Genomic DNA, 23,348 nt, shown 5'->3' with positions numbered 1-23,348 from the left:
GGTGAGTGGTGCACACCCGCACCGAGCCGTGGGAGCACACCACTTGCCGAGGCAAGACGGAGCGGCAGTCGCTGGGAGGCGGACCCGCCCGTGAAGGCAGGCTACCGACCGCGGAAACGGCACGGAAGGCCTAGATGAATATGATTATCACCGCTACTCTGTCCCCGGCTCCCCGAACATGACGGTGAGCAGACAGGTCTCGCCGACGCATCGGCGGCGAGCGGGCTGAGGAGCGGTCACCTTGGTGGAGACGAGTCTCGGCAGCGTCCGGCACCTCCCAGTGGCGCCGGCGGAAACCCCGCCACCACGCTGGAGGTCAGCGCTGCTGATCGGAGTACCGGCGGTCGTGGCGGTGGCCGCGCTGGTACCAGTGTGGGACGCGGGCGCTGTGCAGACCTGGCGGACGGTCATGGTCGCCATCACGGTGCAGGGCGTGCCGTTCCTGATGCTGGGCACGGTGGTGTCGGCCGCGATCGGGGCGTTTGTCCCGGAGCGGGTGTTCACCCGGGTGCTGCCGAAGAACCCGACGCTCGCCGTGCCGGTGGCGGGAGTGGCCGGCGCCGTCCTGCCGGGTTGTGAGTGCGCGTCCGTCCCGGTGGCCGGCAGCCTGATGAGGCGCGGGGTGGCTCCGGCGGCGGCCCTGGCGTTCCTGCTCTCCGCGCCCGCGATCAACCCGGTGGTGCTGGTCGCGACCGCGATCGCCTTCCCGGACGAGCCGGAGATGGTGCTGGCCCGGCTGCTGGCCTCGCTCGCCACGGCGGTCGTGATGGGCTGGCTGTGGGTGGCGTTCGGCCGGCCGGAGTGGCTGCGGCTGCCGAAGAGCCCGGCCGGTCACGGCGAGGGTGGGCGCAATCCGCTGGAGGAGTTCCGGCGCGGACTGCAGCACGACTTCCTGCACGCGGGCGGCTTCCTGGTGGTCGGCGCGGCGGCCGCGGCGACGTTCAACGTGCTCGTCCCGCCGTCGGTGTTGCGGGTCTTCTCCGACTCGCCGTGGCTGGGTGTGCCCGTGCTGGCCTTCCTCGCCGTGGTGCTGGCGGTCTGCTCCGAGGCGGACGCGTTCGTGGCCGCCTCCCTCACCGGCTTCTCCCCCACCGCCCGGCTCGCCTTCATGGTCGTCGGCCCGATGGTCGACCTCAAGCTGATCGCCCTCCAGTCGGGCACCTTCGGGCGCGCCTTCGCGCTCCGTTTCTCCAGCGCGACCTTCCTGGTCGCCGTTGTCGCCAGCATCGTGATCGGAGGGGCGCTGTGAAGGCCACTGCCGTGAAGGCCACTGCTGTGAACGCCACTGCCGTGAAGGCCGCCGTCCGGGGGCTCGCCCCGTCCCTGCTCGTCGCACTCGTCGGCGCCGCCCTGCTGCGGATCACCGTCGGCAGCGACGTCTTCCTGCAGTACGTCGAGGAGGGCCTGCGGATCCCGCTGATCGCTTCGGGGATCGTGCTGCTCGGGCTCGGGATCGCGGGCGCGGTGCGCCGCGTGACCGCCCACCGGCAGGAGCCGGTGATGCGGTTCGGCCGGGACGCCGAGGGCAACGCGGTCTGGCTCCGGCCCGTCAAGGACGACGGACACGGGCACGGGGAAGGGCACGAGGACGGGGAAGGGCACGATCACGACCACGGCCCGCGCGTGGCCTGGCTGCTGACCATCCCCGCCGTGCTGCTGCTCTGCCTCGCCCCGCCCCCGCTCGGTTCCTTCACCGCCTCCCGGGACGGCTCGGACGCCGTCGTCGGACCCGCGGAGTACGCCGACCTGTCCGAGCAGCCGGCCGCCCCGGGCAGCGCTGCCGGTTCCGGTGCTTCCGTCACGGTGCCGACGCCGATGTCGCTGGCCGAGTTCATCGGCCGCAGCCGCGGCCCGAACAAGAGCCTGGCGGACCGCAAGGTCCGGCTCACCGGCTTCGTCTCCCCCGGCGCACGGCCCGGCGAGTGGTACCTCAACCGGCTCGTCGTCAGCTGCTGTGCGGCCGACGCCCGTCGGCTGCGCGTCCTGGTGCACGCCGCCGGTGCGGCCCCGGCCGCGGACAGCTGGGTGGACCTCACCGGCGTCTGGAAGCCCGCCCCGGACGCACCGGCCACCGCAGCGCCGAGGATCGACGCCTCCGAGCAGCACGCCGTCCCCCGGCCGCGCGCCCCGTACCGGGACATCCCGCCCTCGGACCAGTAGCCGCTACGACACCACGAGACCAGTAGCCCCTACACGGGGCAGTCGCCGTACGCCTCCCAGGCGGGGAACGGGTCCTCGCCCCGCAGGATCGGCTCGCCGTCGGCCAGCAGGCGGGCGGCGAGCCACTGCCGGACGAGCACCTGCTGCGGGGTCTCCCGCCGGGCCGGCACCGGTGTCCGTCGGGTCCTCGTCACAGCCGCCGCCCCCGGCCCGGTCAGGCCGTGGCCCGGCGGTCGGCCGCGCGGGCGGCCGGGCGGACCAGCGCCGTGGCGCCGTAGCAGGCCGCCGCGATCGCCATGATGGCGAAGCTCGGCGGCAGTTGCGGCGCGGCGGCGCTCAGTGCCAGACCGGCCCACAGTTCCAGCACGGCGAGGGCGGCGGAGAGCGCGAGGGCCCGGTACGGCCGGTCGGTCAGGCGCAGGGCGGTGCCGGCGGGCGCGGCCAGCAGGCCGAGCAGGAGCAGGGCGCCGACCGCCTGGGTGGCCTCGGCGGCGCAGGCGCCGACCAGGGCGAGGAAGGCGAAGCCGAGCGCGCCCGTGCGTACCCCGCGCGCGGTGGCGACGGCCTCGTCGAGGGTGGCGAACAGCAGCGGCCGGGCGATCAGCAGCGCGGCCGCGCTGACCGCCGCGGCGACCAGGACGGCCGTCACGGTCTGGGCGCCGTTCAGGCCGTAGATGGAGCCGAACAGGACGCTGATGCCCGCGTTGCCCTGGGTGGTGCTGCGGTGGGTGGTGTAGAGGGTGAGGAAGAAGGTGCCGAGGCCCAGGATCCCGGAGAACAGGGTGCCGATGACGACGTCGTCGGGCCGGCCGCGGCGGCCGAGGAGGCCGAGCAGCAGGGCGACGCCGATGGTGGCGGCGAACAGGCCGAGCCGCAGGTCGTACCCTCCGGCGAGGGCCGCCATCGCCCCGGTGAAGGCGACGTGGCCGAGGGTGTCGCCGGTGAAGGTCTGGACTCGCAGGACCAGGAAGTAGCCGACCAGGCCGGAGGCGAGGGCGATCGCAGTGCCGGCCAGCAGGGCGTGCTGGAAGAAGGCCTGGTGGAGAACGCTGGTCATGCCGGTGCTCCGGTCGTCAGCGGGGCCCGGCCGAGGAAGCCGGCCACCGCGCGGGCGAGGTGGGCGAGGAGGTACCCGGCGAAGGCGAAGGTGGTCACGAAGAAGCCGAGCGGGTAGGGCTGGTAGAAGGCGGCGATCAGGCCGAGCCAGCAGGCGGCGAGGGCGAGCAACGCCCCCAGCAGCAGGCCGAGGGCCGGACGTGCGGTGAGTACCTGTGCGGTGGCGGCGGGAATGACCAGCAGCGCGAAGACGAGCAGGCTGCCGGCGATCTGGCCGGCCTCGGCGGCGGCCGCGCCGAGCAGCAGGAGGAAGCCGAAGCCCAGCAACCGCACGGGCACTCCGCGCGCTGCGGCGACCTCGCCGTCGAGCGAGGCGAACAGCAGCGGCCGCCCGATCACCGCCAGCAGGGCCAGTACGGACGCGCCGACAACGGTCAGCACGATGACCTGCTCGGTGGTGATGCCGAGGAAGGTGCCGAACAGCAGCGCCTGCGGCCCGCCGAGCAGCCCTTTGTACAGGGTGACGAACAGGAATCCGCAGGCCAGCGCGAAGGCCTGCACGGTGCCCGTCCCGGCGGACTCCTCGACGACGCCGGCGCGGCCCCGCTCGCGCAGCAGGGCGATGACGAGCGCGCCGCCCAGGCAGGCGCCGAGGTAGCCGAAGGTGGTGGAGATCCCGAGCAGGGTGGCGAGGGCGGCGCCGGGGAAGGCGACCACCGACAGGGTGTGGCCGGCGAAGGTCTGGCGGCGCAGCACCATGAACCAGCCCACGACGGCCGCGACGACGGCGACGACGGTGCCGGCCCGGAAGGCGTTGACCATGAAGGGGTAGGCCCACATCTGCTGGAAGTCGGCCACGAGGTTCCAGGAGAAGCCCGGTGAGACGGTGTCGGCTAGCAGCATGGGCCACGGCTCCTGCGGTCTTCCGGGACGCCGACCACGACCAGCCGTCCGTCGGCGGTGCGCAGCACCTCGACGGGCGCACCGTAGAGGCGGCTGAGGGTGTCCGAGGTGATCACCTGCTCGGGCCTGCCGGTGACGGCTCGTCCCTCGGCCAGGTACACCACGTGGTCCAGGTGGTGGAGGATCGGGTTGACGTCGTGGGCGACCATGACGACGGCGACGCCGTCCTCGCGGCAGATCCGGCCGAGCAGGGCTGCCATGGCGCTCTGGTTGGGCAGGTCGAGGCTGTCGAGCGGCTCGTCGAGCAGGAGCAGGCGTGGGCGGGTGACCAGGGCCTGGGCGAGCAGCAGTCGCTGCTGTTCGCCGCCGGAGCATTGGCCGATCGGCCGGGGCGCGTAGCCGGTGGCACCGACCGACGCGATGGCCTCGTCGACGCGTCGGTGTTCGGCGCGGCGCCGGGCGCGGTGGATCCCGGGCAGCGGGATGCCCCAGCGGTGGCCGTCCAGGCCGAGGCGCACGACGTCGATGCCTCGGATGCGCACGCCGGCGTCGAAGCTGCGGCGCTGCGGGAGGTATCCGATGGCGGCGCGGGCCGGGACGCTCACCTGGCCCGCGGCAGCGGGGTGGGCGCCGAGGAGGGTCTTGACGAGGGTGGACTTGCCGACCCCGTTCGGGCCGAGGATGGCGGTGAACTCCCCGGCTCCGACGGTGAGATCGACGTCCGACCAGAGCGTGCGGCCGCCCACCCGCACGGCCGCGCCGTGCAGCTCCAGGACCGGATCGGGGGTGGGGGCCGGGGCCTCGGTGGCCACGGCGGGCTCGATCGGTGCGGTGGTCACTTGCCGGTCGCCTGCTTCAACGCGTCGGCGATGCCCTGGAGTTCGGTGGTCTGCCAGTCCTGGAAGGGGGCGCCGGCCGGGGTCGGGGTCTCGGTGACGGTGGCGACCGGGATGCCCTGGGCCTTGGCGGCCTCGACCTGGGCCTTGATGTCCGGGGTGTCGTTCTGGCTGTTGTGGACGTAGACCTTGATCTGCTTGGACTTGATCTGCTCGTCGGCACTCGCCTTGTCGGCGGCGGTCGGGTCGGTGCCCTCGCTGACGGCGTTCAACAGCCTTTCGGGGGTGAGCAGGGTGAGGCCGAGGCCCTCGGCGAGCGGGGTGACGATCGACTCGGAGGCGCCGATCGGGGTGCCGGCGTACTTGGCCTTGATGTCGGCGATGAGCCGGTCGTACGGGGCGAGGGTCTTGCCGAGGAAGTCGGCCTTGCGCTGGTCGAAGTGGGCCGCGTCGGCCGGGTCGAGCTTCTTGAGGTCGGCGGTGATCTGCTCGACCACCTTGTGCACGCTCTCCGGGGAGTACCACTGGTGCGGGTTGCCGCCCTCCTTGACCCCGACCAGGTCGCCCACCTTGAGGGCGGTGCGGCTCGGCGCGGGGTTGGCGGCTATCAGCTTGTCGGACCAGGCGTCGTAGCCGATGCCGTTGGTGATGACGTACTGGGCGCCGGCGACCGTGCGGCCGTCGGCGGCGGTGGGCTCGTAGTCGTGCGGGTCGGCGTCGGGATTGCTGATGATGTTCGTCACCTTCACGTGGTCGCCGCCGAGTTGGCCGGCGATCGAGCCCCAGAAGCTCTCGGCGGCGGCGACCTGGACGACCTTGCCGGAGCCGCCGGCGGTGTCCTGGGACGTGGTGCTCTCGGCCGGCGCGGTCGAGCAGGCACTGGTGGCGGCCAGCGCGGCGACCGCGACGGCGGCGAGTCTGACGAGGCGGGCGGGCAGGGCAGTACGCATGGCTGGAGTACTCCTCGCGGAGGGGAGAGATGGGGGGGACGAGGCCAAACAATAGGTGGGAACGGTTTTCATCACCAGCACGTTTAGGTAAATATGAAAATCATTACCGAACCTTGACCTCGCTCGCGGCGGGTTCCGTGGTTCATTGGTCCGGCCCCCTCCACCGACCCGGGAGCTACCGCCGTGGCTTCCGGCTCTCCGCTGGTCCGCGTGCTGAAGTCCGCGCGCTGGAACGGGTGCGGGGCCGCAGCGCACGCGCGCTGCGGCCCCTCGCGTTCACGGACCGATCAGCCCGCGCTCGTACGCGCGGACCAGGTTGCGCGGGACGAGGTGCTCGCGCCCGTCGACGGTGATCGGGACGAGCTGCGGGGCCGCGGCCTTCCACTGCGAGCGGCGGTGGCGCGTGTTACTGCGGGAGGTCTTTCGCTTGGGAACGGCCATGGGAGGTCTCTCCTATCGGGCGGTGGAGGCGTAGGGCAGCAGTGCCGTCTCGCGGGCGTTCTTGATCGCCCGCGCCACGGCTCGCTGCTGCTGGACGGTGAGCCGGGTGACCCGGCGGCTGCGGATCTTGCCGCGGTCGGAGATGAACTTCCGCAGCAGAGTGGTGTCCTTGTAGTCGATGTAGGTGATGCCCGCCTCGACGAGAGGGTTCGGGCGCGGGCGGGGCGGCTTGCCGCCGCCGGGGCGCTTGGCCATGCCGGGTCCTTCGTACGGTCGTTCAGGAGACGGGTTCGAGCAGGTCCTCGAAGGCATCGGGCAGGGCCTTCCAGCCGGTCTCCCCCGCCATCAGTTCGGTGTCGGTGAGCAGGCAGGAGTCGAGCAGCCCGGTGATCCCGTCGACGTCCAAACCCTCAGCGGTGAACACGAGTTGTTGAATGCGATCTCCGTGCTCGGCATGCCAGTCGAGGGCCGCGGCGGCCCGCCGCGCGGGCGGGTACAGCTCCCAGGCGGCGTCCGGCAACGAGGCGAGCCAGGGGCCGCACTCCTCGACGGCGAGGTTCGCCCCGGCGGCGTCCCAGGCGAGCATCTGCTCGGGCCGGTTGGCCAGCCAGAACCGGCCCCGGCTGCGCTGCGCGGCCGGCACCAGCAGCTCCAGCGCCTCGTACAGCCGGCCCGGCTGCAGCGGACGCCGCCGCTCCCACACCAGCGTGGCCACCCCCGCCTCGTCGGCCTGCTGCGGCAGCAGCGCGAGCGCCGGGTTCACCCGGTCGCGGGCGGCGGCCACGTCGAACCCGCCGAGCCCGGCCCGCAGCAGCCCACCGCTCCCGAGCAGGACCCGCCGGGCGGTCGGGTGCAGCTGACGCAGCATCGCCAGCCCAGTCTCGCCGCCGCGGGCGACGGCGATGGTGGTGGCGTACTCGATCTGGTGGGCGAGCGCCTCGGCGCGCGTGCGGGTGTCCTCTGCGGACGTGTGCTCCCCGTGCTCCTTGAGGTCGTCCGGGACGGAGAGTTCGCCCAGCAGCCGATCGGGATCGACCGCGACCACCACACCCGCCAGTTCGATGAACTCCTCCATCGGCCGGCCGCCCACCTCGCCGCCGGCGATCACCTCGACCGCCGGGTGCGGATCGCTGCCGCCCCACAGTTCGACGACGGCCAGGCCGTGCTGCCCGGCCTCGGCCATCCCCACCAATTCCGGGAGCAGGTCCTCGCGAAGCGCGCAGCAGGCGCAGTCGTTGGCCAGCGGGAGCTCAGCGGTGTCGTACACGCCGTTGCTGTCGCGCAGTTCGCGGTGGACTGTGCCGCGCGAGGCGTCCCACAGGTCATGGTGGAGGCCGACGGCGTTGACGCTGCCGTCCAGCAACTCCTGGACGGCGCGCCGGCGTTCGGCACGGTGGAGCCCTGCCACCACAACGACCGGGAGCCTTGCGTGTTCGGGCATCGCGCTCACCAGCTTGACTTCCGCACGCCGGGCAGCTGCCCGGCGTGGGCCATGGTGCGCAGGTTGATGCGGGAGAGGCCGAAGGCGCGCTGGTAGCCGCGGGGGCGGCCGTCGACGCTGTCGCGGTTGCGCAGGCGGGTGGCGCTGGCGTCGCGGGGCTGGCGGGCGAGCTCGCGCCGGGCCGCCACCCGCTCCTCGGGCGTGCTCGACGGGTGGGCAATGACGCACTTCAGCTCGGCCCGGCGCTCGGCGTACCGGGCGACGACCCGGCGGCGCTGCTCGTTCTTGGCGATCTTGCTCTGCTTGGCCATCAGACCTTCTCCCCTCGGGCGCGGATGCGGGCGACGGCGGCTTCGATGCCGATCGCGTCGACGGTCCTCAGTCCCTTGGCGCTGAGCGTGAGGCGGACGTACCGGCCCTCGCTGGGCAGCCAGTAGCGCTTGCGTTGGATGTTGGGGTCGAAGCGGCGGCTGGTGCGGCGGTGCGAGTGGGAGATGGCGTTGCCGAAGGACGGCTTGCGGCCGGTCAGTTGGCAGTGAGCGGACATGGGTGACGACTCCTTGCGGATCGTGCGGGCAGGCAGACGGTCACGCTCCGGGGGCCGGCGCGACGACCCCGGAAGCGCAACTCACACTAGCCTAGGTGAAAACGGATTTCATTTCGCTATACAGTGGTGTCATCAACGCCACCCGAGGGGACACCCATGGCCCGCAACGAACTGCGCCCGATCATCAAGCTCCGCTCCACCGCCGGCACCGGCTACACGTACGTCACCCGCAAGAACCGCCGCAACGACCCCGACCGACTGGTCCTGCGCAAGTACGACCCTGTCGCCAGGCGGCACGTCGACTTCCGCGAAGAGCGCTGATCACCACCCCGGATCACCTGGAGGACCAACCGCATGCAGCCCGGAATCCACCCCACGGTCCCCGGACGACGAACGCACCCCGGTCATGGCCGACGAAGGCGGCGTCCTCGTATCCGTAGTGGTCGAGTAGCGCGACGAGGACAGCGCCTTCCTGGGGCTCCCCGCAAGCCTCCGCAGGTCTTGCCGCCCTTGATCTGCGCGTTGCCCCGGCGGTCGATCATGATGGCCGCTCGGACCTTGCCATCGAGGCCACCATCCGCTCCAAGCGGGCCAGCCGCGTCTTCTCGGTACGGGCGGTGACCAGGCCGAGGTACAGGGCGAACCGGTCGGACTTGCCGAGCGTGTCGTAGAAGACCCGCGCCGCAGGGTTCGCGTCGAGGGCTTCGATGAGGTCCGGTGGTGCGGTGGCGTTCTTCTGCGAGGCGTATGCCGTCTCCCAGCGGCCGTCCGCCCGCGCCGCTTCGACCTCGGCCAGCCCGCGGGGGCGCATCCGGCCTGCCGCGATCAGGGCCTCGGCCTTGTCGACGTTCACCTGCGACCAGGCGGAGCGGGGGCGGCGGGGTGTCGTGCGCTGCAGAAAGTACGAGTCGTCGAAGCCTCGTCGCTGACCGTCGATCCAGCCGAAGCAGAGCACCGTGTCGACCATCTCTTCCCAGGTGAGCGACGGGATGCCGGTATGCTTTTTGGCGATCTTCACCCAGAGCGCGGCCTTCTCCCCGTGATGCTCTTCGAGCCACGCCTCCAGCTCGGCCGGGCTCGCGGGGACAAGGATCTCGACGCCGTCCTCGTGTTTCTGCACAGACCGCAGGCTAGAGGCCGTACAGGACAGATGATGACCTACTCAAGACCCGCTCAGGCGACCTGTCGGCGAGGGGTGGCGGGAGGGGGCGGCTCAGGGGCCGCGCCCATCGGCGGCGCTTTCTGCGGATGCGGCGGGCGGTCTGCGCCCGGCCGCCGAGGGGGCCGGTTCGTGGCGGCCCGGTCGACCGCCGTGCCCGACGCCCCGGCGGAAGTGACCGTCCGCCGTCAGGGCCGTCCTGCCGGCCGGTCCCGCGCCAGTCCGTGCAGGAGAGCGTCGACCGTCCGCTCGACCAGGTCGTCGTCGACCGGCCAACGCGTGAGCAGCGCACGGAAGTACAGCGGTGCGACGAGGAGTTCGAGGGCCAGCGCCGCATCGGTGCCGGGGGGCAGTTCCCCGCGGGCCACGGCGCGGTCGATCACGACCCGGGTGGTCTCGACCCGGGAGCTCCAGAACCGTGCCCGGCCGGCCGCCAGGTCCGGATCGTCGTCGGAGGCGGCCATCGAGCGGGTCAGCGCGGCGCCGAGCGGCGTGTCCAGGGCTGCGGCGGCCGAGCGTGCGATGGCGCAGAGATCGTCGCGCAGCGATCCGGTGTCGGGGGTCGACAGCTGCTGCTCCCCGTGGTTGAGCAGGGCGTCGAGGAACAGTTGCCCGGCGGAGCCCCAGCGCCGGTAGAGCGAGGTCTCGTGGACTCCGGCGCGTCGGGCGATCTCGCCGATGCCGACCACCCCCGAGTTGCGTTCGGAGATCACTTGCAGGGTCGCTTCCAGGACGGCGGCGCGTACCCGGGCGGACCTGCCACCGGTACGGCGCCGCACGCCCTTCTCGCTCGCCTCGGGCTTCTCGTTCATCGCGACCAGGCTAACGCAGCTGACTTGCGTTAGCGAGGCGTGCCTCATACGGTCGGTTAACGCAGAACTCTTGCGTTAAAAGGGATGAGCGTGGGCGCCGAAGGAGTCGCGATGCCGTACCAGTGGGACGTGGATCCGCAGGAACTGTTCGGCGAGCGCTACGCGCAGATGGTCGTCACCGGACTACCGGCGGCGGACCTGGACGCGGTGCGTGCCGCGATCACCGCCATGTGGCCGGACGCCCCGGGCGGCTGGGTGTACGAGTGGTCGCGGCTGGCGGCCGGCTACGCGGCGGTGGGCGCGCACCCGCTCGCCTCTCTGGCCTACGGCTGGGCCAAGTTCCCCACTCTGGCCGACACTGCCAAGTGCGCCGCGCTCGCCAACCAGATCGAGCAGTACGAACTCGCCGCGCCCGGCTTCGGCGTGGGGTTCCGACGCGAGGTCCTGGCCCTGTCCCACCAGGGCGCCACCACCGCGGTACCGGTCCACGTGTTCACGCCGTCCGGCCTGCCCGCGGACCGGCCGGTGGTGATCGTCGGCGGCGGGGTGGACACCTGGAAGACGGACCTGCACTCGCTCCTGGTCGCGCTCGCCGTCGGGCTGCGCGTTCGCGTCGTCGCGTTCGACATCGCCGGCACGGGCGAGTCCTCGGTACCGCTGACCCCGGACGGCGGTGCGGAGATCGTCCGCGGGCTGACCGCCCGTGCCCGCGCCCTCGGCAACGGCGTCGTGGCCCACCTGGGGATCTCGATGGGCGGGTACTACTCCGCCCGCTCCGGTCTGGCCGGTGAGGTCGACGCCGCCGTCGTCCTCGGCGGACTCGTCGAGGCGGCCGCTGCCCGGCCGCCGTCCCGGTTCGGCGTGACGGACATCATCGGCAACGCCATGGGCTTCGACCGCCGGCCGGCCGCCGCCGAGGTGGCCGAGCGGTTCGCCGCCTTCGATCTGCGCCCCCTGCTCGACCAGGACCTCAACGCCCCGATGCTGGTGGTGAACGGCGCCGACGACATCCACGTCCCTCAGCACGACACCCTCGTGTTCCGGGGCCGCCGCGACACCGAGGTCCACCTCCTCGCGGACAGCGGCCACTGCGCGCTCTCCCGGATGGACGAGGTGTTCCCGCTCATCCTCGACTGGCTCCGCCGCACCCTCGACGGTCCCGCCGAGGGTCCCACCCGGTGACATCAGGACCGACCGGCCACAACGAACGGAAACCGGACGACATGTTCCCCTCCGCCATCACCGACTTCTGGCTGACGCCCTCCCCGACGAGCCGCTTCCTCTGCGGCGACGACACCTTCGGCATCACCGCCGACACCGCCCTCGACGAGGGCGAGCGGCTCACCGTCCTCACCACCACCGACGGCAGGACGCGCGTGCGGCTCACCCCGGCGGTCGCCGCGGCTCTGGACCTGGACGGCGGGCAGGCGGTCGACGAGACGGGGTTCGGCCGGCGCCTGGAGGTGGCGGGCATCGCGCTGCACGGGGCCGACCACCTCTTCTACTTCACCGACGGGGCGCGGAAGGCACTGCTCGGCGAGCCGGACGACCCCTCGGTCCGGCCGCTCACCGCGGCCGACGCGGAAGCGTTCGCCCGGTTCGAGGCGGAGGCGACGGAGCAGGACCTCGACGACGCCTTCGTCGAACTGGACCACTGGGCGGTCTACGGCGCGTTCGAGGACGGCCGGCTGGTCGGCGCGGCGAGCACGTACCCGTGGGGCGGCGCCCAGTTGGCCGACCTCGGCGTGCTGACCCTCCCGCCCCACCGGGGCAGGGGCCACGCCCGGCGCCTGGTGCGCGCGATCTCCCGGCATGCCCTCACCCGGGGGTACGAGCCCCAGTACCGCTGCCAGCTCGACAACCACGCCTCGGTGGCCCTGGCCGGATCCGCCGGCCTCACCCGCTTCGGGACCTGGGACATCGTCTCGCCGGACTCGGACGGCTGAGAGGGGAGGGCGCAAGGCCCGGTGACGCAGGTAGGTGACTCCGCAGGAGTCATCCGTCGACCCCGGCCGGGGCGCAGGTCACGCAGCCGCGGCGCAGGTCACGCAGCCGCGGCTACCGGCCCGGTGACAAGGCCTCGACGAGCTTGCCGAGAACGACGCGGACGGCCGGTGCGAGTTGCTCGTGGTGGCTGATCAGGCCCAGACGGGCGTGGACGTGGGCGTCCTCGATCGGCGCGGCGGTGATGCCCTCGGGGGCCGCGATCGCGGACGGGAGCACGGCGACGCCGCCCCCGCGTCCGGCCAGACCGAGGAGCGTGAGGGGAGAACTCGCCTCCATGTCGATGCGCGCCTCGATCCCGGCCCGGGCGCACGACTGCTCGTAGGCGGCCCGGATGCCGCTGCCCGGCGGCAGACACAGCACGGGATGCCGCTGAACCTCCGCGAGACGGGGGCTGGGACCGAGAGCGATGCCCGGCGCCGCGAAGGCGTGGAGTTCTTCCTCACTGACGAGGTGGTGCACGAAGTCCGCGCGGAGCGGGCCGGCGTAGCCGATCAGCGCGATGTCCAAGGTGCGGTCCAGAATTCCGTGCTGGAGTTCCGCGACGTCGCCCTCGTTGACGCGCAGAGTGATTCCTGGATCCGTTCTCCCCAGACCCGCCACGACGTCGAGGAATCCCGGGGGCGTGTATCCGGGCACCATGCCCACGCGCACCGGCCCGCGGACCGTGTCCGCGAACGCCGCCGCGGTGCGGGCGATCGCGTCCAGGCCGGCCAACGCCTCGCGTGCCAGTGGCAGGATCGCCCGCCCCGCCGGTGTGAGGCCGAGGGTACGGCCCCGGATGAACAGGCGCTGCCCCAACTCCCGCTCCAGTTTCGCCAGCTGGGTGCTCACGCCGGACTGGCTGACGTGGAGCCGGGCCGCGGCCGCCGTGAAGGAGCCCTCGGCCGCGACGGCGGCGAAGTAGCGGAGCTGATGGACCTCCATGACCGCGAATGATAGCTCGTATCCACTCCAGATATTGGACGGATACCTGGCGGGGATTCGACAATCGATCCAGGAACAGCCCCGATCGGATCGACGGACCGTTCCGGGGCTTGAGGAAAAAGACTTCGAAGCAATTCGGCTCCTCGCCCTCCTCGATCCAGGCCCCGGTGAAACCGCCGGGTCCTCTCGCTCATGACGAAAGGCGGAAACCATGACGGATTCGCAGGTCACGGAACCACCGGTCACCCTGGAGGACCTGCGGGTCGGCCAGCTCGTGGTCCGGGAGCGGGAGGCCCGTGACCGGTGGTGGTGGGAGCGGATGCGGTCCCACTACCTGCCGGACTCGGTGGTCACCCTGAGCTGGTTCCAGGGCACCGGCCCCGACTTCGTCACCCGGTCACGGATCCTGAGCGAATCGGCGATCCCGTCGCGCCACCGCCTCGGCCCGCCGTCCACCCGGATCCACGGCGACCGCGCGATCGTCTCCCTGCCCGCGGCCGTCGAGACCTACCCCACCGTCGACGGTGTGCCCGTGGTCCTCACCGCACACTGCCGCCTGCTGTACCGGCTCCGCTCCGTCGACGGGGAGTGGAGGATCGCGCAGCTCGACGGCGTGTACGAACGCGACGAGATCGCCCCCGCCGTCCCCGGCCAACAGCTGACCATCGATCCCGCCGAGCTCGAAGGACTCCGCGCGCCGTACCGGCTGCTCGCCTGGACCACCGCCCGCAACGGCTACCCGGTCAGCCAGGACCTGCCCGCCGACGACCGCCCCGAGCAGGTCCGCGAGATCTACCGCCGGGCAGAGGCCTGGGCGGCACTCGGAGAACGCTGACGACTCGACTGCGCCCTCACCCTGCCGGTGGGTCCTGAACGGCCTCGCACCGGCAACGAGGCCGCAAGCGCTGCGCCGGCCGGTCAGCAGCCGGTCGCGGCCGGCCCGGCGGACGGAGCATGTCACCGGCATGCCGCCCAGCCGGGTGCGGGCACCGTGCTCCGCGGACCGCGCCCGGGGCGGTCCGCAGCCGTATCCCGCACTCCTCCCACAGCGAGGAAGGGCGGTCGGCGGGCCTGCGGCCGGGCCCGGCCCGGCCGCGGTCAGGGGTCGGGCCGGGGGCCCGCGGGCGAGCGGCCTCCCCTCCCGGGGCGGGCGGCGGTGGACAGCAGCGCGGGCGGGCGGAACCGGACGAGGAACGGCGAGGGACGCCTACGGGGCCAACGCGCGCAGGACGGCCGAGGCGAGTGCCGCGTCGAGTGCGCCGACGCCGGTGAGGTCCGCGACCGTGATCGCGCCGTCCGGCCGCTCGACGGGCCGTTCGAGGAGGAGACCGACGGGCGTGTCGCTGCTGTCGGCCGTGGCTCCGGCGCGCACGGCGCGGCCGAAGTCCCCGTGGTCCAGGCACTGTTGGTGGTCGTCGGTGGCGATCAGTGCCGCCCGGGCGAAGAGGGCGGGCGGCAGTTCGTTCTTGTGGGGCATGTCGGTGCCGACGCCGGTGACGTGCGCGCCCGCGCGGATGTCACCGGCCCGCAGGACCGGGGCGGTGGCCGGCGTGGTGGTGATGACCATGTCGGCCGCGGCCGCCTCGCCGGCCGGGGCGGGACGGGCGTGGAGGCCGAGGGCGTCGAACTGCCCGCACAGCGTCCTGGCCTTCTCCTGGCTGCGGCCGTGGACGAGCACCGTGTCGAGCGGGCGGAGCCGGGCCAGCCACTCCACCTGGAGGCGGGCCTGTTCCCCGGTGCCGAACACGGCCAGGGTGGCGGCGTCGGGCCGGGCCATGGCGTGGGTGACCAGCGCGCCCGCCGCCGCCGTGCGCCGGGCGGTGATCAGGCCGCCGTCGTCGAGGATCGCGCGGATCCCGCCGGTGCGGGCGCTGACGACGCAGACCAGGCCGTGGTTGGTGGGCAGGCCGGCGGCGGGGTTGCGGTAGAAGCCGGTGGCGATCTTGACCGTGAAGTCGGATGCGTCGGTGACCCAGCCGGCCTTGACGTGGCAGTCGCCGCCGGCCTCGGGGAACTGCAGGTGCAGGGGTGGCGGCACGGTGGTGCGGCCGCGGGCGTGGGCGATCAGCGCGTCGCGGACGGCGGCGAGGACCAGCTCCGGGGCGGCGGCGCGCTCGATCGCGGTGGGGCCGAGGACGAGCGGGGTCATCGCCCGGCTCGCAGCCACTGGGCGAAGGCGGCCAGGCCCGCCTCGGGGTCGGCCCGCCCGATGCCGATGCGGAAGCGGTCGGCGGGCGTGGGGGTCAGCTCGGAGCGGTAGATGCCGGCGGGCAGCAGCAGGACGCCGGCCTCCTCCACCAGGCGGGTGCAGAACTCCTCCACCCCCTCGGGGCCGAGGTAACGGGGGTAGGCGACGCAGCCGCCGTCCGGGGCCCGCCACTCGAACAGGTCGGCGAACTCGCCGAAGAAGGCGTCGAAGCGCGGGAGGTTGCGGGCGATGAGTGCCCGGTTGCGGTCCAGGATCGTGGCGCGGGCCTTGAGCGCGATGCGGGCCAGGACCTCGCTGGGGGCGGAGTTGCAGATGGTGGTGTAGTGCTTGGCCCGCTCCAGCCGGGAGAGCAACTCCCGGTCGCGGCAGGCGATCCAGCCGATCCGCAGGCCCGGCAGGCCCAGCGACTTGGAGGTCACGTTCAGCGAGAGGGCGCGCTCGGAGAGGTCGGCGGCCTGCGGCAGAGTGCGGGCCGGGTCGCGCTCCAGCCCGCGGTAGACCTCGTCACTGAACAGGCGGATGCCCCGCTCGTCGCACAACCGCACCAGCTCGGCGAAGTCGGCGGCGTCGATGATCTTGCCGGTGGGGTTGTTGGGGAAGTTCACGGAGACGACCCGGGTGTTCGGGCGGATCGCCGCCTTCACGGCGTCGAGGTCCAGGGCCCAGTCCCGGTCGGGGTCGAGGGCGACGCCGGTCACCTCGCACAGCGCCAGCGGCACCGTCTCGGCGGCCTGGTAGTTCGGGGTCACCACCACCGCGTGGTCGCCCGCGTCCAGCAGGACGTTCATCGCCAGGTAGAGCGCCTCCTCGGCGCCCGCGAAGCAGATGACGTCGGCCGCGTCGGCCCGCTCGTACATCCCGGCGATCGCCTCCCGCAGGGCCGGATCGCCGAAGGTCTCGGTGTAGCCCAGCGACAGGTTCTCGAACGCGGCCCGGTCCCCGTCGTCGGCCAGGGCGAGCAGCTCGGCGAGCGTCATGGTCCGGGCGTCGGAGGCGGTCAGGTGGTGGCGTGCGGTGAACTCCCACCGGGAGAAGTGGGTTTCCAGCCGGAAGTCGGGCAGACGGGTCATGACGTGCGGTCCTTCGGTGCTCGGAGTTCGGCCAACAGGCCGTAGAGGGTGGAGCGGGAGACCCGCAGGGCGCCGGCGACGACGGGGGCCGCGCGGCGCACGGAGAAGACCTTGGCCTCGTCCAGCCGGGCGAGGACGGCCAGCCGGTCGGCGCGGGTCAGCCGCTCGACGGGGCGGCCGCACTCGCGCACGTAGGCACCGACGATGTGCTGGACGCTCTCGTTCCAGTCCTGCTCGAACAGCGGCTCCGGCCGGGCGACGGCCGGGGCGCCGAACGCGGACAGCACGGCCGCTGCCTGCTCCAACGGGGTGCGGTCGAGGTTGACGCACAGCACCGCGGCGGCCTTCCCGCCCGGCTCCCGCAGGACGGCGCTGACCGACGACAGGCGCCGGCCGTCCGCGAGCAGCTTCTCGTACGGGCCGAACACGTCCCGGGCCGACGGATCGAGCTGGTCCAGCTCGCCGAGCAGGGAGGGGTCCCCCGGGGCGCGGGAGCCCGTCGGGTTCCAGATCGCCAGGATCCGGTCGGTGTCCGGATCGTGCAGCACCACCTCGGCGTAGGGGCCGAGCAGCAGCGCGACGGCCCGGCCCACGGGCGCCCACAGCCGGACCCGGGGGTCGGTGCCCTCTTCCTCGGTCTCCATCATGGGTCGGACTATATGTCCAGGCTGGATGAAGAGTCCAGTAGGAGGCCGTCGCCGTCTCAGCCGGTGGCCGGAGCCCGGGTCGCGACGGGCACGGCAGGACGCCCGGCCGGGGCTTCCCGGCCGGGCGTCCTGTTCGAGGGCGGTTGAGCGGGCCGGTCACGGCGACCGGGCACCCCGGGGTTCGGACCGGAGGATCGGCGCCCCACCGCGCCGGTGGCCGGAGACGGCCGGCGGCTCACCGAGTCCGGGGACCCGGCCCATCGGCGAGGCCACCGGAGCCGCCGGCCCCGGCGACCGCTCTCCGGCACGCCTCTTTCAGTAGCCCGGCGGGCGGCGGAAGCCGCCGATCACCTCGGCGAGGCGCTGCACGAAGCGGACGGCGGTGCGGTCGTGCAGGTAGGGCGCGATCACCTGGATGCCGACCGGGAGGCCGTCCCGGGTCGACCCGACGGGTGCCACCGCCGCGGGCAGCATGTTGAGCGCCGACGGTGCGATCCACGGGAGCATCGCGTCGTAGGGCCGGTCGGCACCGTCGATCCGCAGGGTCCGGACGGACCAGTCGGGGTCGGGCCGGTGGTCGTGGGGGAAGGCGGCGGTGGGGCCGACCGGGCAGATGAGCACGTCGACGTCGCGGAAGAACTCGGCCCAGCGGCGGCGGGAGAGCTGCCGCCGCTGGTCGAGCGCGTGCCAGTCACGGAAGCCGATCGTGACGTCCGACGCGAATCCGCCCGAGGCCCCTTGTGCCGCGGCGAGGTCCACGAGCGCCGCGTACGACTCGGCGGGCTGCATCAGCCCGGACTGGGCCATCAGCAGCGGCCGGTAGAGGGCCGTCGTCTCCGCGAGCCCGACCGGCCCCTCGCCCTCGACCACGACGGCGCCCTCGGCCCGCACCGCCTCCACCGTGGCCTGCATGATCGCGACCAGCTCGCTGTCGACGGGGCAGAACGGGTCGTCGAGCCAGGCCGCGACCCGGAAGTCCCGCAGGACGTCCGCCCTGGCGGCGGGCAGCTCCAGGCGCCAGGCCGGGGCCTGGAGGTGGTCGGCCCCGGCGAGCACGTCCAGGCCCAGGCCGAGGTCGTCGGCGTGCCGGCCGAGCGGGCCGAGGACGCCCATGTCCGACTCCGTCAGCGTCCCGGGAGCCCGGCCCATGACGTGCCCGGACGTCGGCACGATCCCGTAGGACGGGCGCAGCCCGTAGACGCCGCAGAAGTGCGCCGGGATCCGGATCGAGCCCGCCGTGTCGGCGCCGAGCTCCAGGCCGGTCAGTCCGGCCGCGAGGGCCGCGGCGGCACCGCCGGACGAACCGCCCGGGCCGCGGGTCGGGTCCCACGGGTTGTTGGTGGTCCCGTAGATCTCGTTGTAGGTCTGCCAGTCCTGGGAGTCGGCCGGCAGGTTGGACTTGCCGAACACCACGGCTCCGGCGTTCTTGAGCCGCGTGACCGTCTCGGCGTCCTCGGCCGGGACGTGGTGTCCCCACCGGGTGGAGCCCCCGGTGGTCCTCATCCCTGTCACCTCCACGCTGTCCTTCACCGTCACCGGGACGCCGTGCAGGGGGCCGAGCGGCTCGCCGCGGGAGACCGCACGGTCGGCCGCCAGCGCCGCGGCCCTCGCCCCCTCCCGGTCCTGGGCGACGATGGCGTTGAGCTGCGGATCGAGCCGGTCCACGCGCGCGAGGTAGTGGTCGAGCAGTTCGACGCTCGACACCTCCTTCGCCACGATGGCGGCCGCGAGTTCGCGGGCGGAACGGAAGGCCAGATCGGTCATGCGAACCTCCGAAGACGGACAGGAGAGAACAGAACCAGGACAGAACAAGCGCCGGACGGATCACGAGTCGGCGCCGGAGGCCGGTCCGGGTCCGGCGCGGCCGACGATCACGGAACGCGGCGCCCCCACTCTGCGAAACGGACCCGGCCGCACTCCAGCCACTGTCCCGTCGGTGCCGGATACCGCCACCGCATACGCTGACCACCGTGGAAAGCCTCGACCTCCAGCTCGTTCACGCCCTCTACGTGGACGGCCGTGCCTCCTTCCGCCGGATCGCCGCCGTCCTCGGCGTCTCCGAACAGACGGTCGCCCGCCGCTACCGCAGGCTCCGCGAGAGCGGCGCGGTCCGGGTCGTCGGCCGCCTCGACCCCCGCTACCTCGGCCACGCCGAGGAGTGGGTGATCCGGCTGCGCTGCGCGCCGAGCGCGGCGCTCGCCGTCGCCCAGGCCCTCGCCCGCCGGCCCGACACCTACTGGATCCGGCTCGCCTCCGGAGGCACCGAGATCGTCTGCCACGTGCAGACCTCCGACCAGCGGGCCCGCGACACGCTCCTGCTCGACAAGCTCCCCGCCACCCGCGAGGTCACCTCGGTCGAGGCGCACCAGGTCCTGCGGCTGTTCCGCGGCGGCGTGACCGGCTGGCACGCCCCGGTCGCCTCACTGAGCTCCGGGCAGGTCGCCGACCTGGCCCCGCCGGCACCGCAGGACCCGACCCTCGTCGACCTCGACGACGGCGACCGGCTGCTCCTGCGCGAACTGGCCCGCGACGGACGCATGCACCACGCCGCGCTGGCCGCGAGCACCGGCTGGCACGAGTCGACCGTCCGCCGCCGCATCGCCCACCTGAGAGCCCGCGGCGCCCTCTACTTCGGCGTCGACTTCGACGAGCACCTGGTGGGCGACTTCAGCCACACGGCGCTGTGGATCTCGGTCGAGCCGGCCGCCCTCGACGCCGCCGGCACCGCCCTCGCCCGGCACCCGCAGACCTCCTACGCCGCCGCCACCACCGGGCCCACCAATCTGATGGCCAGCGTCACCTGCGTCGGCACCGACACCCTCTACGAGTTCATCACCACCGGGGTCGGCTCGCTGCCCGGCATCCAGACCGTCCAGAGCTCCCCCGTCCTGCGCATCGTCAAACGCGCCGCCGCCCTGACCTGACGCCGCCTCACCGCGGGCCCCCGGGCCGGCCGCACGACGGGGCCCCGGACCGTGCGAGACGGATGCTGTGGGGTGGTTCGGGCTCTGCCGCTTCGTCCCGTCGACTTGGTCGGCGGGACGAAGTGCTGCGAAGTGGCGGGTGCGGGCCCGGGGGCTTCGGTGAGATGGGCGCCGATGCGGGCGAGGTTGACGGCGGCGCCGGTGAGCTGATGCCGAGGACCGGTCTTCGCCAGGCTCCCGGCGCCATCGAGGTCATCCTGCCCACAAGAGGCCGCACGGCCCTGGACAACGTCAGTCGTCTCGCGCGCGAAGACCGCCCTGCCCCAAGCGCGCACCTCGCCCACCCGCCGCACGATCCAGCGCCGTGGGAGGAGGCCAATCGGTGGTTCCGTGCCGGGGTGGCGGTCGGGACCCGGGACCGCGTCCACGGACGGAAGCGGAAGGAAGCGGAAGGGCAGAGTGACGGGTGGAAGAGGGTGAGCAGAAGGGGAAAGCGGACGGGCGGACGTGGTCGGGTTCCTCGTCTCGCGTGTGCAGGTGGCGGGCATTGCTGCCCGCCACCTGTACGACGAACCCCACCGATGACGTTAGACGAGGATCGCGCGCGCTTTCCAAGACCGATTTTGCTATGCAGGGATAACACATCAGGCATCAACAGGGCCGAACCGTGGATTCGCCGCAGTCTCGCCACCGCCGGACAGCCGGCCCGGAACCGGTCCGCCCGCCACTCTGAAGTCGCCCGGCTCTTACGGGAGTTCACTCCCGAATGAGCCGCCGGTGACGCTTCGCCGGCCGGATCTCCGGACGCTGCGCGAGGGAGTCCGGCCAGGCAAGCGGGCCGGTGATCGATCCTGGCGCTCCCTGGGGCCCTTTGCTACATTCCAATCAGCTGCTGTGTTCCGGCCGAGGGCGTCGCGTGCCCCGACGGCCGAGAGGAGACGGTGGATCGGCGGAGGCATCGGCCCCCGCTCCGACCGTCGGCGGCACCCTTCCTTCCCTTCACCAAGTCACCGGTGCCCGTGCTCCGGCGCGCCCTCGCGCGCACCCGGGCACCATCGAGGAGTTCCCGCATGCCCAAGATCACCTATGTCGCCACCGACGCCACGGAGCGCACCATCGACGTCCCGGTCGGCACCAGCGTCATGCGCGGTGCCGTCATCAACGACCTCGACGGCATCGTCGCCGCCTGCGGCGGCAACCTCCAGTGCGCCACCTGCCACGTCTACGTCGACGAGTCGACGCTCGACAAGCCGGAGCCGATCCGGCCGGACGAGAACGAGATGCTGGACTTCACCGCCTGCCGGCGCCGGCCCGAGAGCCGGCTCAGCTGCCAACTCACGGTGACCGAGGCCCTGGACGGCCTGATCGTGCACCTGCCCGAGCGGCAGAAGTGATGGCGGCCGACGTGACGACGCACGCCGTCGCACCCTCGGCGGACCGCCCCGCACCCGGCCACCCCGCCTCGGTGGTCATCGTCGGAGCCGGGCAGGGGGGCTATCAGACGGCCGCCTCGCTGCGCGAACAGGGCTACCGGGGTCGGCTGGTGCTCATCGACGCCGAGGACGAACTGCCCTATGAGCGGCCTCCGCTGTCGAAGGCCTACCTCCTCGGGGAGGCCGACGAGGACCAGCTGCGGCTGCGGCCGGCGACCTACTACGCGCGTCAGTCGGTCGAACTGGTCGCGGGCTCGGTGACGGCGCTCGACCCGGCCGCCCGCACCGTCCGTCTGGCCGACGGCCGGGTGTTCGGCTACGACCACCTGGTGCTGGCCACCGGGGCCAGCGCGCGCACGCTCGACGTGCCGGGGGCCGGGCTGCGCGGCGTGCACACGCTGCGCACCACCCGGGACGCCGCCGCCCTGCGCGCCTCGCTCGGCACGGCCCGGCACGCGGTAGTGGTGGGCGCCGGGTTCATCGGTCTGGAGTTCGCCGCCGCGGCCCGCCGGGCGGGCCGCGGGGTGACGGTGGTGGAGACCCTCGACCGCCCGCTCGCCCGGGCGGTCTCCGCCCGCACCGCCGAGCACGTCACCCAGCTGCACCGCCAGGAGGGCACCAGGCTGCTGTTCGGCCAGGGAGTCGCCGCCCTGCACGGCGACGAGCAGGGCCGGGTCTCGGCGGTCGAACTGACCGACGGCTCCTGGCTGTCGGCCGACCTGGTCCTGGCCGGGATCGGGGCGATCCCGCGCACCGGTCTGGCGGCGGCGGCCGGGCTTGCGGTGAGCGGCGGCATCGTGGTCGACTCCCGCCTGCTGACCAGCGACCCGCACATCTCGGCGATCGGCGACTGCGCGGCGTTCCCGCAGGTGCGGTCGGGCAACCGGCTGCGGCTGGAGTCGGTGCAGAACGCCGTCGGCCACGCCGAGGCGGTGGCCGCCCGGCTGACCGGCGCGGCGCGCGACTACGACGAGCTGCCGTGGTTCTGGAGCGACCAGTTCGCGACCACCGTCCAGATCGCCGGCCTGAACGAGGGGCACGACACCGAGGTGGTGCTCGGCGAGGACCCGGACGCGTTCTCGGTGCTGCTGTTCCGTGCCGGCGAACTGCGGGCGGTGGAGTCGGTCAACCGGCCGGGCGACCACCTGGCGGCCCGGCGGCTGCTCGGCCAGGGCGTGCCACTGGATCCGGCCGAGGCCGCCGCGCCCGGCTTCACGCTCCGCGGCCACCTCGCGGCCCCGCGCGGTGGGGCCGCGGTGCCGCTGGGCTGACCGAACGGGCCGCTCGCCGTCGGACGGCGGCCGTCACCGGGCTCCCCCCTGGCGGAAGGTGACCTGGATCACGCCCGCCGGGGGGCGCCCCCACCGCACCCCGCCCGGCGCCGTCCCGGCGGCGCGGTGGTCCGGTGGCGAGCGGTGGTCCGGCGGCGAGCGGTGGTCCGGCGGCGAGCGGTGGTCCGATGGCGAGCGGTGGTCCGATGGCGAGCGGTGCGGGCAGCCGGAGTCGTCCACCACGTCGTACCGGGGCAGGGGGGCCGACGGTGAACATGCTGCCCTGGTGCAACCGGTGGCGCGACCTCGGCCTCCCGCATGCGCTCGCCGGCCCGGACGGGGGCGGTGGCGCAGAGGCCGTCCCACCAGTCGGCGGCGTGGCCGGCCCAGCGGTCCGCCTCGGGGGGCGGACAACCCGTCGAGCAGGGCGAGAACGTCCTCGTTGGAGCGGACGGAGCGGCTCAGGAGCGGCCCTTCCGACGGGGTTCGGTACGGGTCGAGCGCGGGCGTCTGTCCAAAGCCGGCCCGTCCGTGCTCAGATGGACGTCGGCTCTGGGG

Annotated in this window: 26 protein-coding genes; 9 read left to right on the top strand and 17 right to left on the bottom strand. The window is 73.2% G+C overall.

Going from position 1 to position 23,348, the window contains the following annotated elements:
- Window positions 1-280 precede the first annotated feature (280 nt).
- Window positions 281-1,249: a permease gene (locus ACF1AK_RS18590; protein WP_391500106.1), complete on the top strand. Its 969-nt coding sequence runs from the start codon at window positions 281-283 to the stop codon at window positions 1,247-1,249.
- Window positions 1,250-1,275: 26 nt separating this feature from the next.
- Window positions 1,276-2,160 (top strand): TIGR03943 family putative permease subunit, encoded by an 885-nt coding sequence (locus ACF1AK_RS18585; RefSeq protein WP_391499853.1) that lies wholly within the window; start codon window positions 1,276-1,278, stop codon window positions 2,158-2,160.
- Between the two features lie 29 nt (window positions 2,161-2,189).
- Here the strand turns inward: ACF1AK_RS18585 and ACF1AK_RS18580 are convergent, their stop codons facing one another.
- The 10 genes from ACF1AK_RS18580 to rpmB form a co-directional block, all read right to left on the bottom strand.
- Window positions 2,190-2,354 carry a hypothetical protein gene (locus tag ACF1AK_RS18580; protein ID WP_391499852.1) on the bottom strand — a complete coding sequence of 55 codons (165 nt, stop codon included), beginning with the start codon at window positions 2,352-2,354 and terminating at the stop codon, window positions 2,190-2,192.
- Between the two features lie 20 nt (window positions 2,355-2,374).
- Window positions 2,375-3,217 carry a metal ABC transporter permease gene (locus tag ACF1AK_RS18575; RefSeq protein ID WP_391499851.1) on the bottom strand — a complete coding sequence of 281 codons (843 nt, stop codon included), beginning with the start codon at window positions 3,215-3,217 and terminating at the stop codon, window positions 2,375-2,377.
- Complete coding sequence (locus tag ACF1AK_RS18570; protein WP_391499850.1) at window positions 3,214-4,119, bottom strand: metal ABC transporter permease; 906 nt, start codon at window positions 4,117-4,119, stop codon at window positions 3,214-3,216. The genes ACF1AK_RS18575 and ACF1AK_RS18570 overlap by 4 nt, the downstream gene beginning before the upstream one ends.
- Entirely contained in the window at window positions 4,110-4,958 is an 849-nt protein-coding gene (locus tag ACF1AK_RS18565; protein WP_391499849.1) for a metal ABC transporter ATP-binding protein, read from the bottom strand. Before ACF1AK_RS18565 ends, ACF1AK_RS18570 begins: the two co-directional genes overlap by 10 nt.
- Window positions 4,955-5,905, bottom strand: a complete 951-nt coding sequence (locus ACF1AK_RS18560; RefSeq protein ID WP_391499848.1) for a metal ABC transporter solute-binding protein, Zn/Mn family — start codon at window positions 5,903-5,905, stop codon at window positions 4,955-4,957. Before ACF1AK_RS18560 ends, ACF1AK_RS18565 begins: the two co-directional genes overlap by 4 nt.
- A 276-nt stretch (window positions 5,906-6,181) precedes the next feature.
- Complete coding sequence (gene rpmF / locus ACF1AK_RS18555) at window positions 6,182-6,346, bottom strand: 50S ribosomal protein L32 (RefSeq protein WP_391499847.1); 165 nt, start codon at window positions 6,344-6,346, stop codon at window positions 6,182-6,184.
- Window positions 6,347-6,358: 12 nt separating this feature from the next.
- Complete coding sequence (gene rpsR / locus ACF1AK_RS18550) at window positions 6,359-6,601, bottom strand: 30S ribosomal protein S18 (RefSeq protein ID WP_391499846.1); 243 nt, start codon at window positions 6,599-6,601, stop codon at window positions 6,359-6,361.
- A 22-nt stretch (window positions 6,602-6,623) separates the two neighbouring features.
- On the bottom strand, window positions 6,624-7,787 hold the full coding sequence (locus ACF1AK_RS18545) for a CobW family GTP-binding protein (RefSeq protein WP_391499845.1): 1,164 nt from the start codon (window positions 7,785-7,787) through the stop codon (window positions 6,624-6,626).
- Window positions 7,788-7,792: 5 nt separating this feature from the next.
- Window positions 7,793-8,098, bottom strand: a complete 306-nt coding sequence (gene rpsN / locus ACF1AK_RS18540) for a 30S ribosomal protein S14 (RefSeq protein ID WP_391499844.1) — start codon at window positions 8,096-8,098, stop codon at window positions 7,793-7,795.
- Window positions 8,098-8,334 carry a 50S ribosomal protein L28 gene (gene rpmB / locus ACF1AK_RS18535; RefSeq protein ID WP_391499843.1) on the bottom strand — a complete coding sequence of 79 codons (237 nt, stop codon included), beginning with the start codon at window positions 8,332-8,334 and terminating at the stop codon, window positions 8,098-8,100. Before rpmB ends, rpsN begins: the two co-directional genes overlap by 1 nt.
- Window positions 8,335-8,490: 156 nt before the next feature.
- Here rpmB and rpmG point away from each other — a divergent pair, with 156 nt between their 5' ends.
- The gene (gene rpmG, locus ACF1AK_RS18530; protein ID WP_350741047.1) at window positions 8,491-8,655 is read left to right on the top strand and encodes a 50S ribosomal protein L33; all 165 of its coding nucleotides are present in this window, start codon (window positions 8,491-8,493) and stop codon (window positions 8,653-8,655) included.
- 217 nt (window positions 8,656-8,872) lie between these two features.
- Here rpmG and ACF1AK_RS18525 read toward each other — a convergent pair whose 3' ends face one another.
- The gene (locus ACF1AK_RS18525; protein WP_391499842.1) at window positions 8,873-9,454 is read right to left on the bottom strand and encodes a YdeI family protein; all 582 of its coding nucleotides are present in this window, start codon (window positions 9,452-9,454) and stop codon (window positions 8,873-8,875) included.
- A gap of 227 nt (window positions 9,455-9,681) precedes the next feature.
- Window positions 9,682-10,305, bottom strand: a complete 624-nt coding sequence (locus ACF1AK_RS18520) for a TetR/AcrR family transcriptional regulator (RefSeq protein WP_391499841.1) — start codon at window positions 10,303-10,305, stop codon at window positions 9,682-9,684.
- A gap of 111 nt (window positions 10,306-10,416) precedes the next feature.
- Here ACF1AK_RS18520 and ACF1AK_RS18515 point away from each other — a divergent pair, with 111 nt between their 5' ends.
- Both ACF1AK_RS18515 and ACF1AK_RS18510 read left to right on the top strand, forming a co-directional pair.
- Window positions 10,417-11,487: an alpha/beta hydrolase gene (locus ACF1AK_RS18515; protein ID WP_391499840.1), complete on the top strand. Its 1,071-nt coding sequence runs from the start codon at window positions 10,417-10,419 to the stop codon at window positions 11,485-11,487.
- A 41-nt stretch (window positions 11,488-11,528) separates the two neighbouring features.
- Window positions 11,529-12,251 carry a GNAT family N-acetyltransferase gene (locus ACF1AK_RS18510; RefSeq protein ID WP_391499839.1) on the top strand — a complete coding sequence of 241 codons (723 nt, stop codon included), beginning with the start codon at window positions 11,529-11,531 and terminating at the stop codon, window positions 12,249-12,251.
- A gap of 112 nt (window positions 12,252-12,363) precedes the next feature.
- Here ACF1AK_RS18510 and ACF1AK_RS18505 read toward each other — a convergent pair whose 3' ends face one another.
- A complete protein-coding gene (locus ACF1AK_RS18505) occupies window positions 12,364-13,236 on the bottom strand; it encodes a LysR family transcriptional regulator (RefSeq protein WP_391499838.1) in 873 nt (290 codons plus the stop codon).
- Window positions 13,237-13,447: 211 nt separating this feature from the next.
- Between ACF1AK_RS18505 and ACF1AK_RS18500 the strand changes: the two genes are divergently transcribed.
- Entirely contained in the window at window positions 13,448-14,071 is a 624-nt protein-coding gene (locus tag ACF1AK_RS18500; protein ID WP_391499837.1) for a nuclear transport factor 2 family protein, read from the top strand.
- Between the two features lie 372 nt (window positions 14,072-14,443).
- Here ACF1AK_RS18500 and ACF1AK_RS18495 read toward each other — a convergent pair whose 3' ends face one another.
- From ACF1AK_RS18495 to ACF1AK_RS18480, 4 genes are all read right to left on the bottom strand, one after another.
- Window positions 14,444-15,385: an ornithine cyclodeaminase family protein gene (locus ACF1AK_RS18495; RefSeq protein ID WP_391499836.1), complete on the bottom strand. Its 942-nt coding sequence runs from the start codon at window positions 15,383-15,385 to the stop codon at window positions 14,444-14,446.
- Entirely contained in the window at window positions 15,382-16,515 is a 1,134-nt protein-coding gene (locus ACF1AK_RS18490) for an aminotransferase class I/II-fold pyridoxal phosphate-dependent enzyme (RefSeq protein WP_391499835.1), read from the bottom strand. The genes ACF1AK_RS18495 and ACF1AK_RS18490 overlap by 4 nt, the downstream gene beginning before the upstream one ends.
- The gene (locus tag ACF1AK_RS18485; protein ID WP_391499834.1) at window positions 16,512-17,162 is read right to left on the bottom strand and encodes a transcriptional regulator; all 651 of its coding nucleotides are present in this window, start codon (window positions 17,160-17,162) and stop codon (window positions 16,512-16,514) included. Before ACF1AK_RS18485 ends, ACF1AK_RS18490 begins: the two co-directional genes overlap by 4 nt.
- Window positions 17,163-17,477: 315 nt before the next feature.
- Window positions 17,478-18,926 carry an amidase gene (locus ACF1AK_RS18480; protein WP_391499833.1) on the bottom strand — a complete coding sequence of 483 codons (1,449 nt, stop codon included), beginning with the start codon at window positions 18,924-18,926 and terminating at the stop codon, window positions 17,478-17,480.
- Between the two features lie 206 nt (window positions 18,927-19,132).
- Here ACF1AK_RS18480 and ACF1AK_RS18475 point away from each other — a divergent pair, with 206 nt between their 5' ends.
- The 3 genes from ACF1AK_RS18475 to ACF1AK_RS18465 all read left to right on the top strand — a co-directional run bounded on the left by ACF1AK_RS18475 (window position 19,133) and on the right by ACF1AK_RS18465 (window position 22,790).
- Window positions 19,133-20,086, top strand: coding sequence for an Lrp/AsnC family transcriptional regulator (locus tag ACF1AK_RS18475; protein WP_391499832.1), 954 nt, complete (start codon window positions 19,133-19,135; stop codon window positions 20,084-20,086).
- 1,070 nt (window positions 20,087-21,156) lie between these two features.
- A complete protein-coding gene (locus tag ACF1AK_RS18470; protein WP_391499831.1) occupies window positions 21,157-21,480 on the top strand; it encodes a 2Fe-2S iron-sulfur cluster-binding protein in 324 nt (107 codons plus the stop codon).
- 11 nt (window positions 21,481-21,491) lie between these two features.
- The gene (locus ACF1AK_RS18465) at window positions 21,492-22,790 is read left to right on the top strand and encodes an NAD(P)/FAD-dependent oxidoreductase (RefSeq protein ID WP_391499830.1); all 1,299 of its coding nucleotides are present in this window, start codon (window positions 21,492-21,494) and stop codon (window positions 22,788-22,790) included.
- Window positions 22,791-23,348: the final 558 nt, after the last annotated feature.

The sequence above is a fragment of the Kitasatospora sp. NPDC015120 genome, from assembly GCF_043080305.1.
Lineage (GTDB): Bacteria > Actinomycetota > Actinomycetes > Streptomycetales > Streptomycetaceae > Kitasatospora.
Note: the sequence above shows the minus strand (reverse complement) of the source record. Positions and strands in the feature narration are given on the sequence as shown.

Bases quoted from the DNA above. Each gene is read 5' to 3' on its own strand.
- ACF1AK_RS18575 (WP_391499851.1), bottom strand. From the start codon at position 3,217: ATGACCAGCGTTCTCCACCAGGCCTTCTTCCAGCACGCCCTGCTGGCC.
- ACF1AK_RS18570 (WP_391499850.1), bottom strand. From the start codon at position 4,119: ATGCTGCTAGCCGACACCGTCTCACCGGGCTTCTCCTGGAACCTCGTG.
- ACF1AK_RS18560 (WP_391499848.1), bottom strand. From the start codon at position 5,905: ATGCGTACTGCCCTGCCCGCCCGCCTCGTCAGACTCGCCGCCGTCGCG.
- rpmF (WP_391499847.1), bottom strand. From the start codon at position 6,346: ATGGCCGTTCCCAAGCGAAAGACCTCCCGCAGTAACACGCGCCACCGC.
- rpsR (WP_391499846.1), bottom strand. From the start codon at position 6,601: ATGGCCAAGCGCCCCGGCGGCGGCAAGCCGCCCCGCCCGCGCCCGAAC.
- ACF1AK_RS18545 (WP_391499845.1), bottom strand. From the start codon at position 7,787: ATGCCCGAACACGCAAGGCTCCCGGTCGTTGTGGTGGCAGGGCTCCAC.
- rpsN (WP_391499844.1), bottom strand. From the start codon at position 8,098: ATGGCCAAGCAGAGCAAGATCGCCAAGAACGAGCAGCGCCGCCGGGTC.
- rpmB (WP_391499843.1), bottom strand. From the start codon at position 8,334: ATGTCCGCTCACTGCCAACTGACCGGCCGCAAGCCGTCCTTCGGCAAC.
- rpmG (WP_350741047.1), top strand. From the start codon at position 8,491: ATGGCCCGCAACGAACTGCGCCCGATCATCAAGCTCCGCTCCACCGCC.
- ACF1AK_RS18520 (WP_391499841.1), bottom strand. From the start codon at position 10,305: ATGAACGAGAAGCCCGAGGCGAGCGAGAAGGGCGTGCGGCGCCGTACC.
- ACF1AK_RS18515 (WP_391499840.1), top strand. From the start codon at position 10,417: ATGCCGTACCAGTGGGACGTGGATCCGCAGGAACTGTTCGGCGAGCGC.
- ACF1AK_RS18510 (WP_391499839.1), top strand. From the start codon at position 11,529: ATGTTCCCCTCCGCCATCACCGACTTCTGGCTGACGCCCTCCCCGACG.
- ACF1AK_RS18505 (WP_391499838.1), bottom strand. From the start codon at position 13,236: ATGGAGGTCCATCAGCTCCGCTACTTCGCCGCCGTCGCGGCCGAGGGC.
- ACF1AK_RS18500 (WP_391499837.1), top strand. From the start codon at position 13,448: ATGACGGATTCGCAGGTCACGGAACCACCGGTCACCCTGGAGGACCTG.
- ACF1AK_RS18495 (WP_391499836.1), bottom strand. From the start codon at position 15,385: ATGACCCCGCTCGTCCTCGGCCCCACCGCGATCGAGCGCGCCGCCGCC.
- ACF1AK_RS18490 (WP_391499835.1), bottom strand. From the start codon at position 16,515: ATGACCCGTCTGCCCGACTTCCGGCTGGAAACCCACTTCTCCCGGTGG.
- ACF1AK_RS18485 (WP_391499834.1), bottom strand. From the start codon at position 17,162: ATGATGGAGACCGAGGAAGAGGGCACCGACCCCCGGGTCCGGCTGTGG.
- ACF1AK_RS18480 (WP_391499833.1), bottom strand. From the start codon at position 18,926: ATGACCGATCTGGCCTTCCGTTCCGCCCGCGAACTCGCGGCCGCCATC.
- ACF1AK_RS18470 (WP_391499831.1), top strand. From the start codon at position 21,157: ATGCCCAAGATCACCTATGTCGCCACCGACGCCACGGAGCGCACCATC.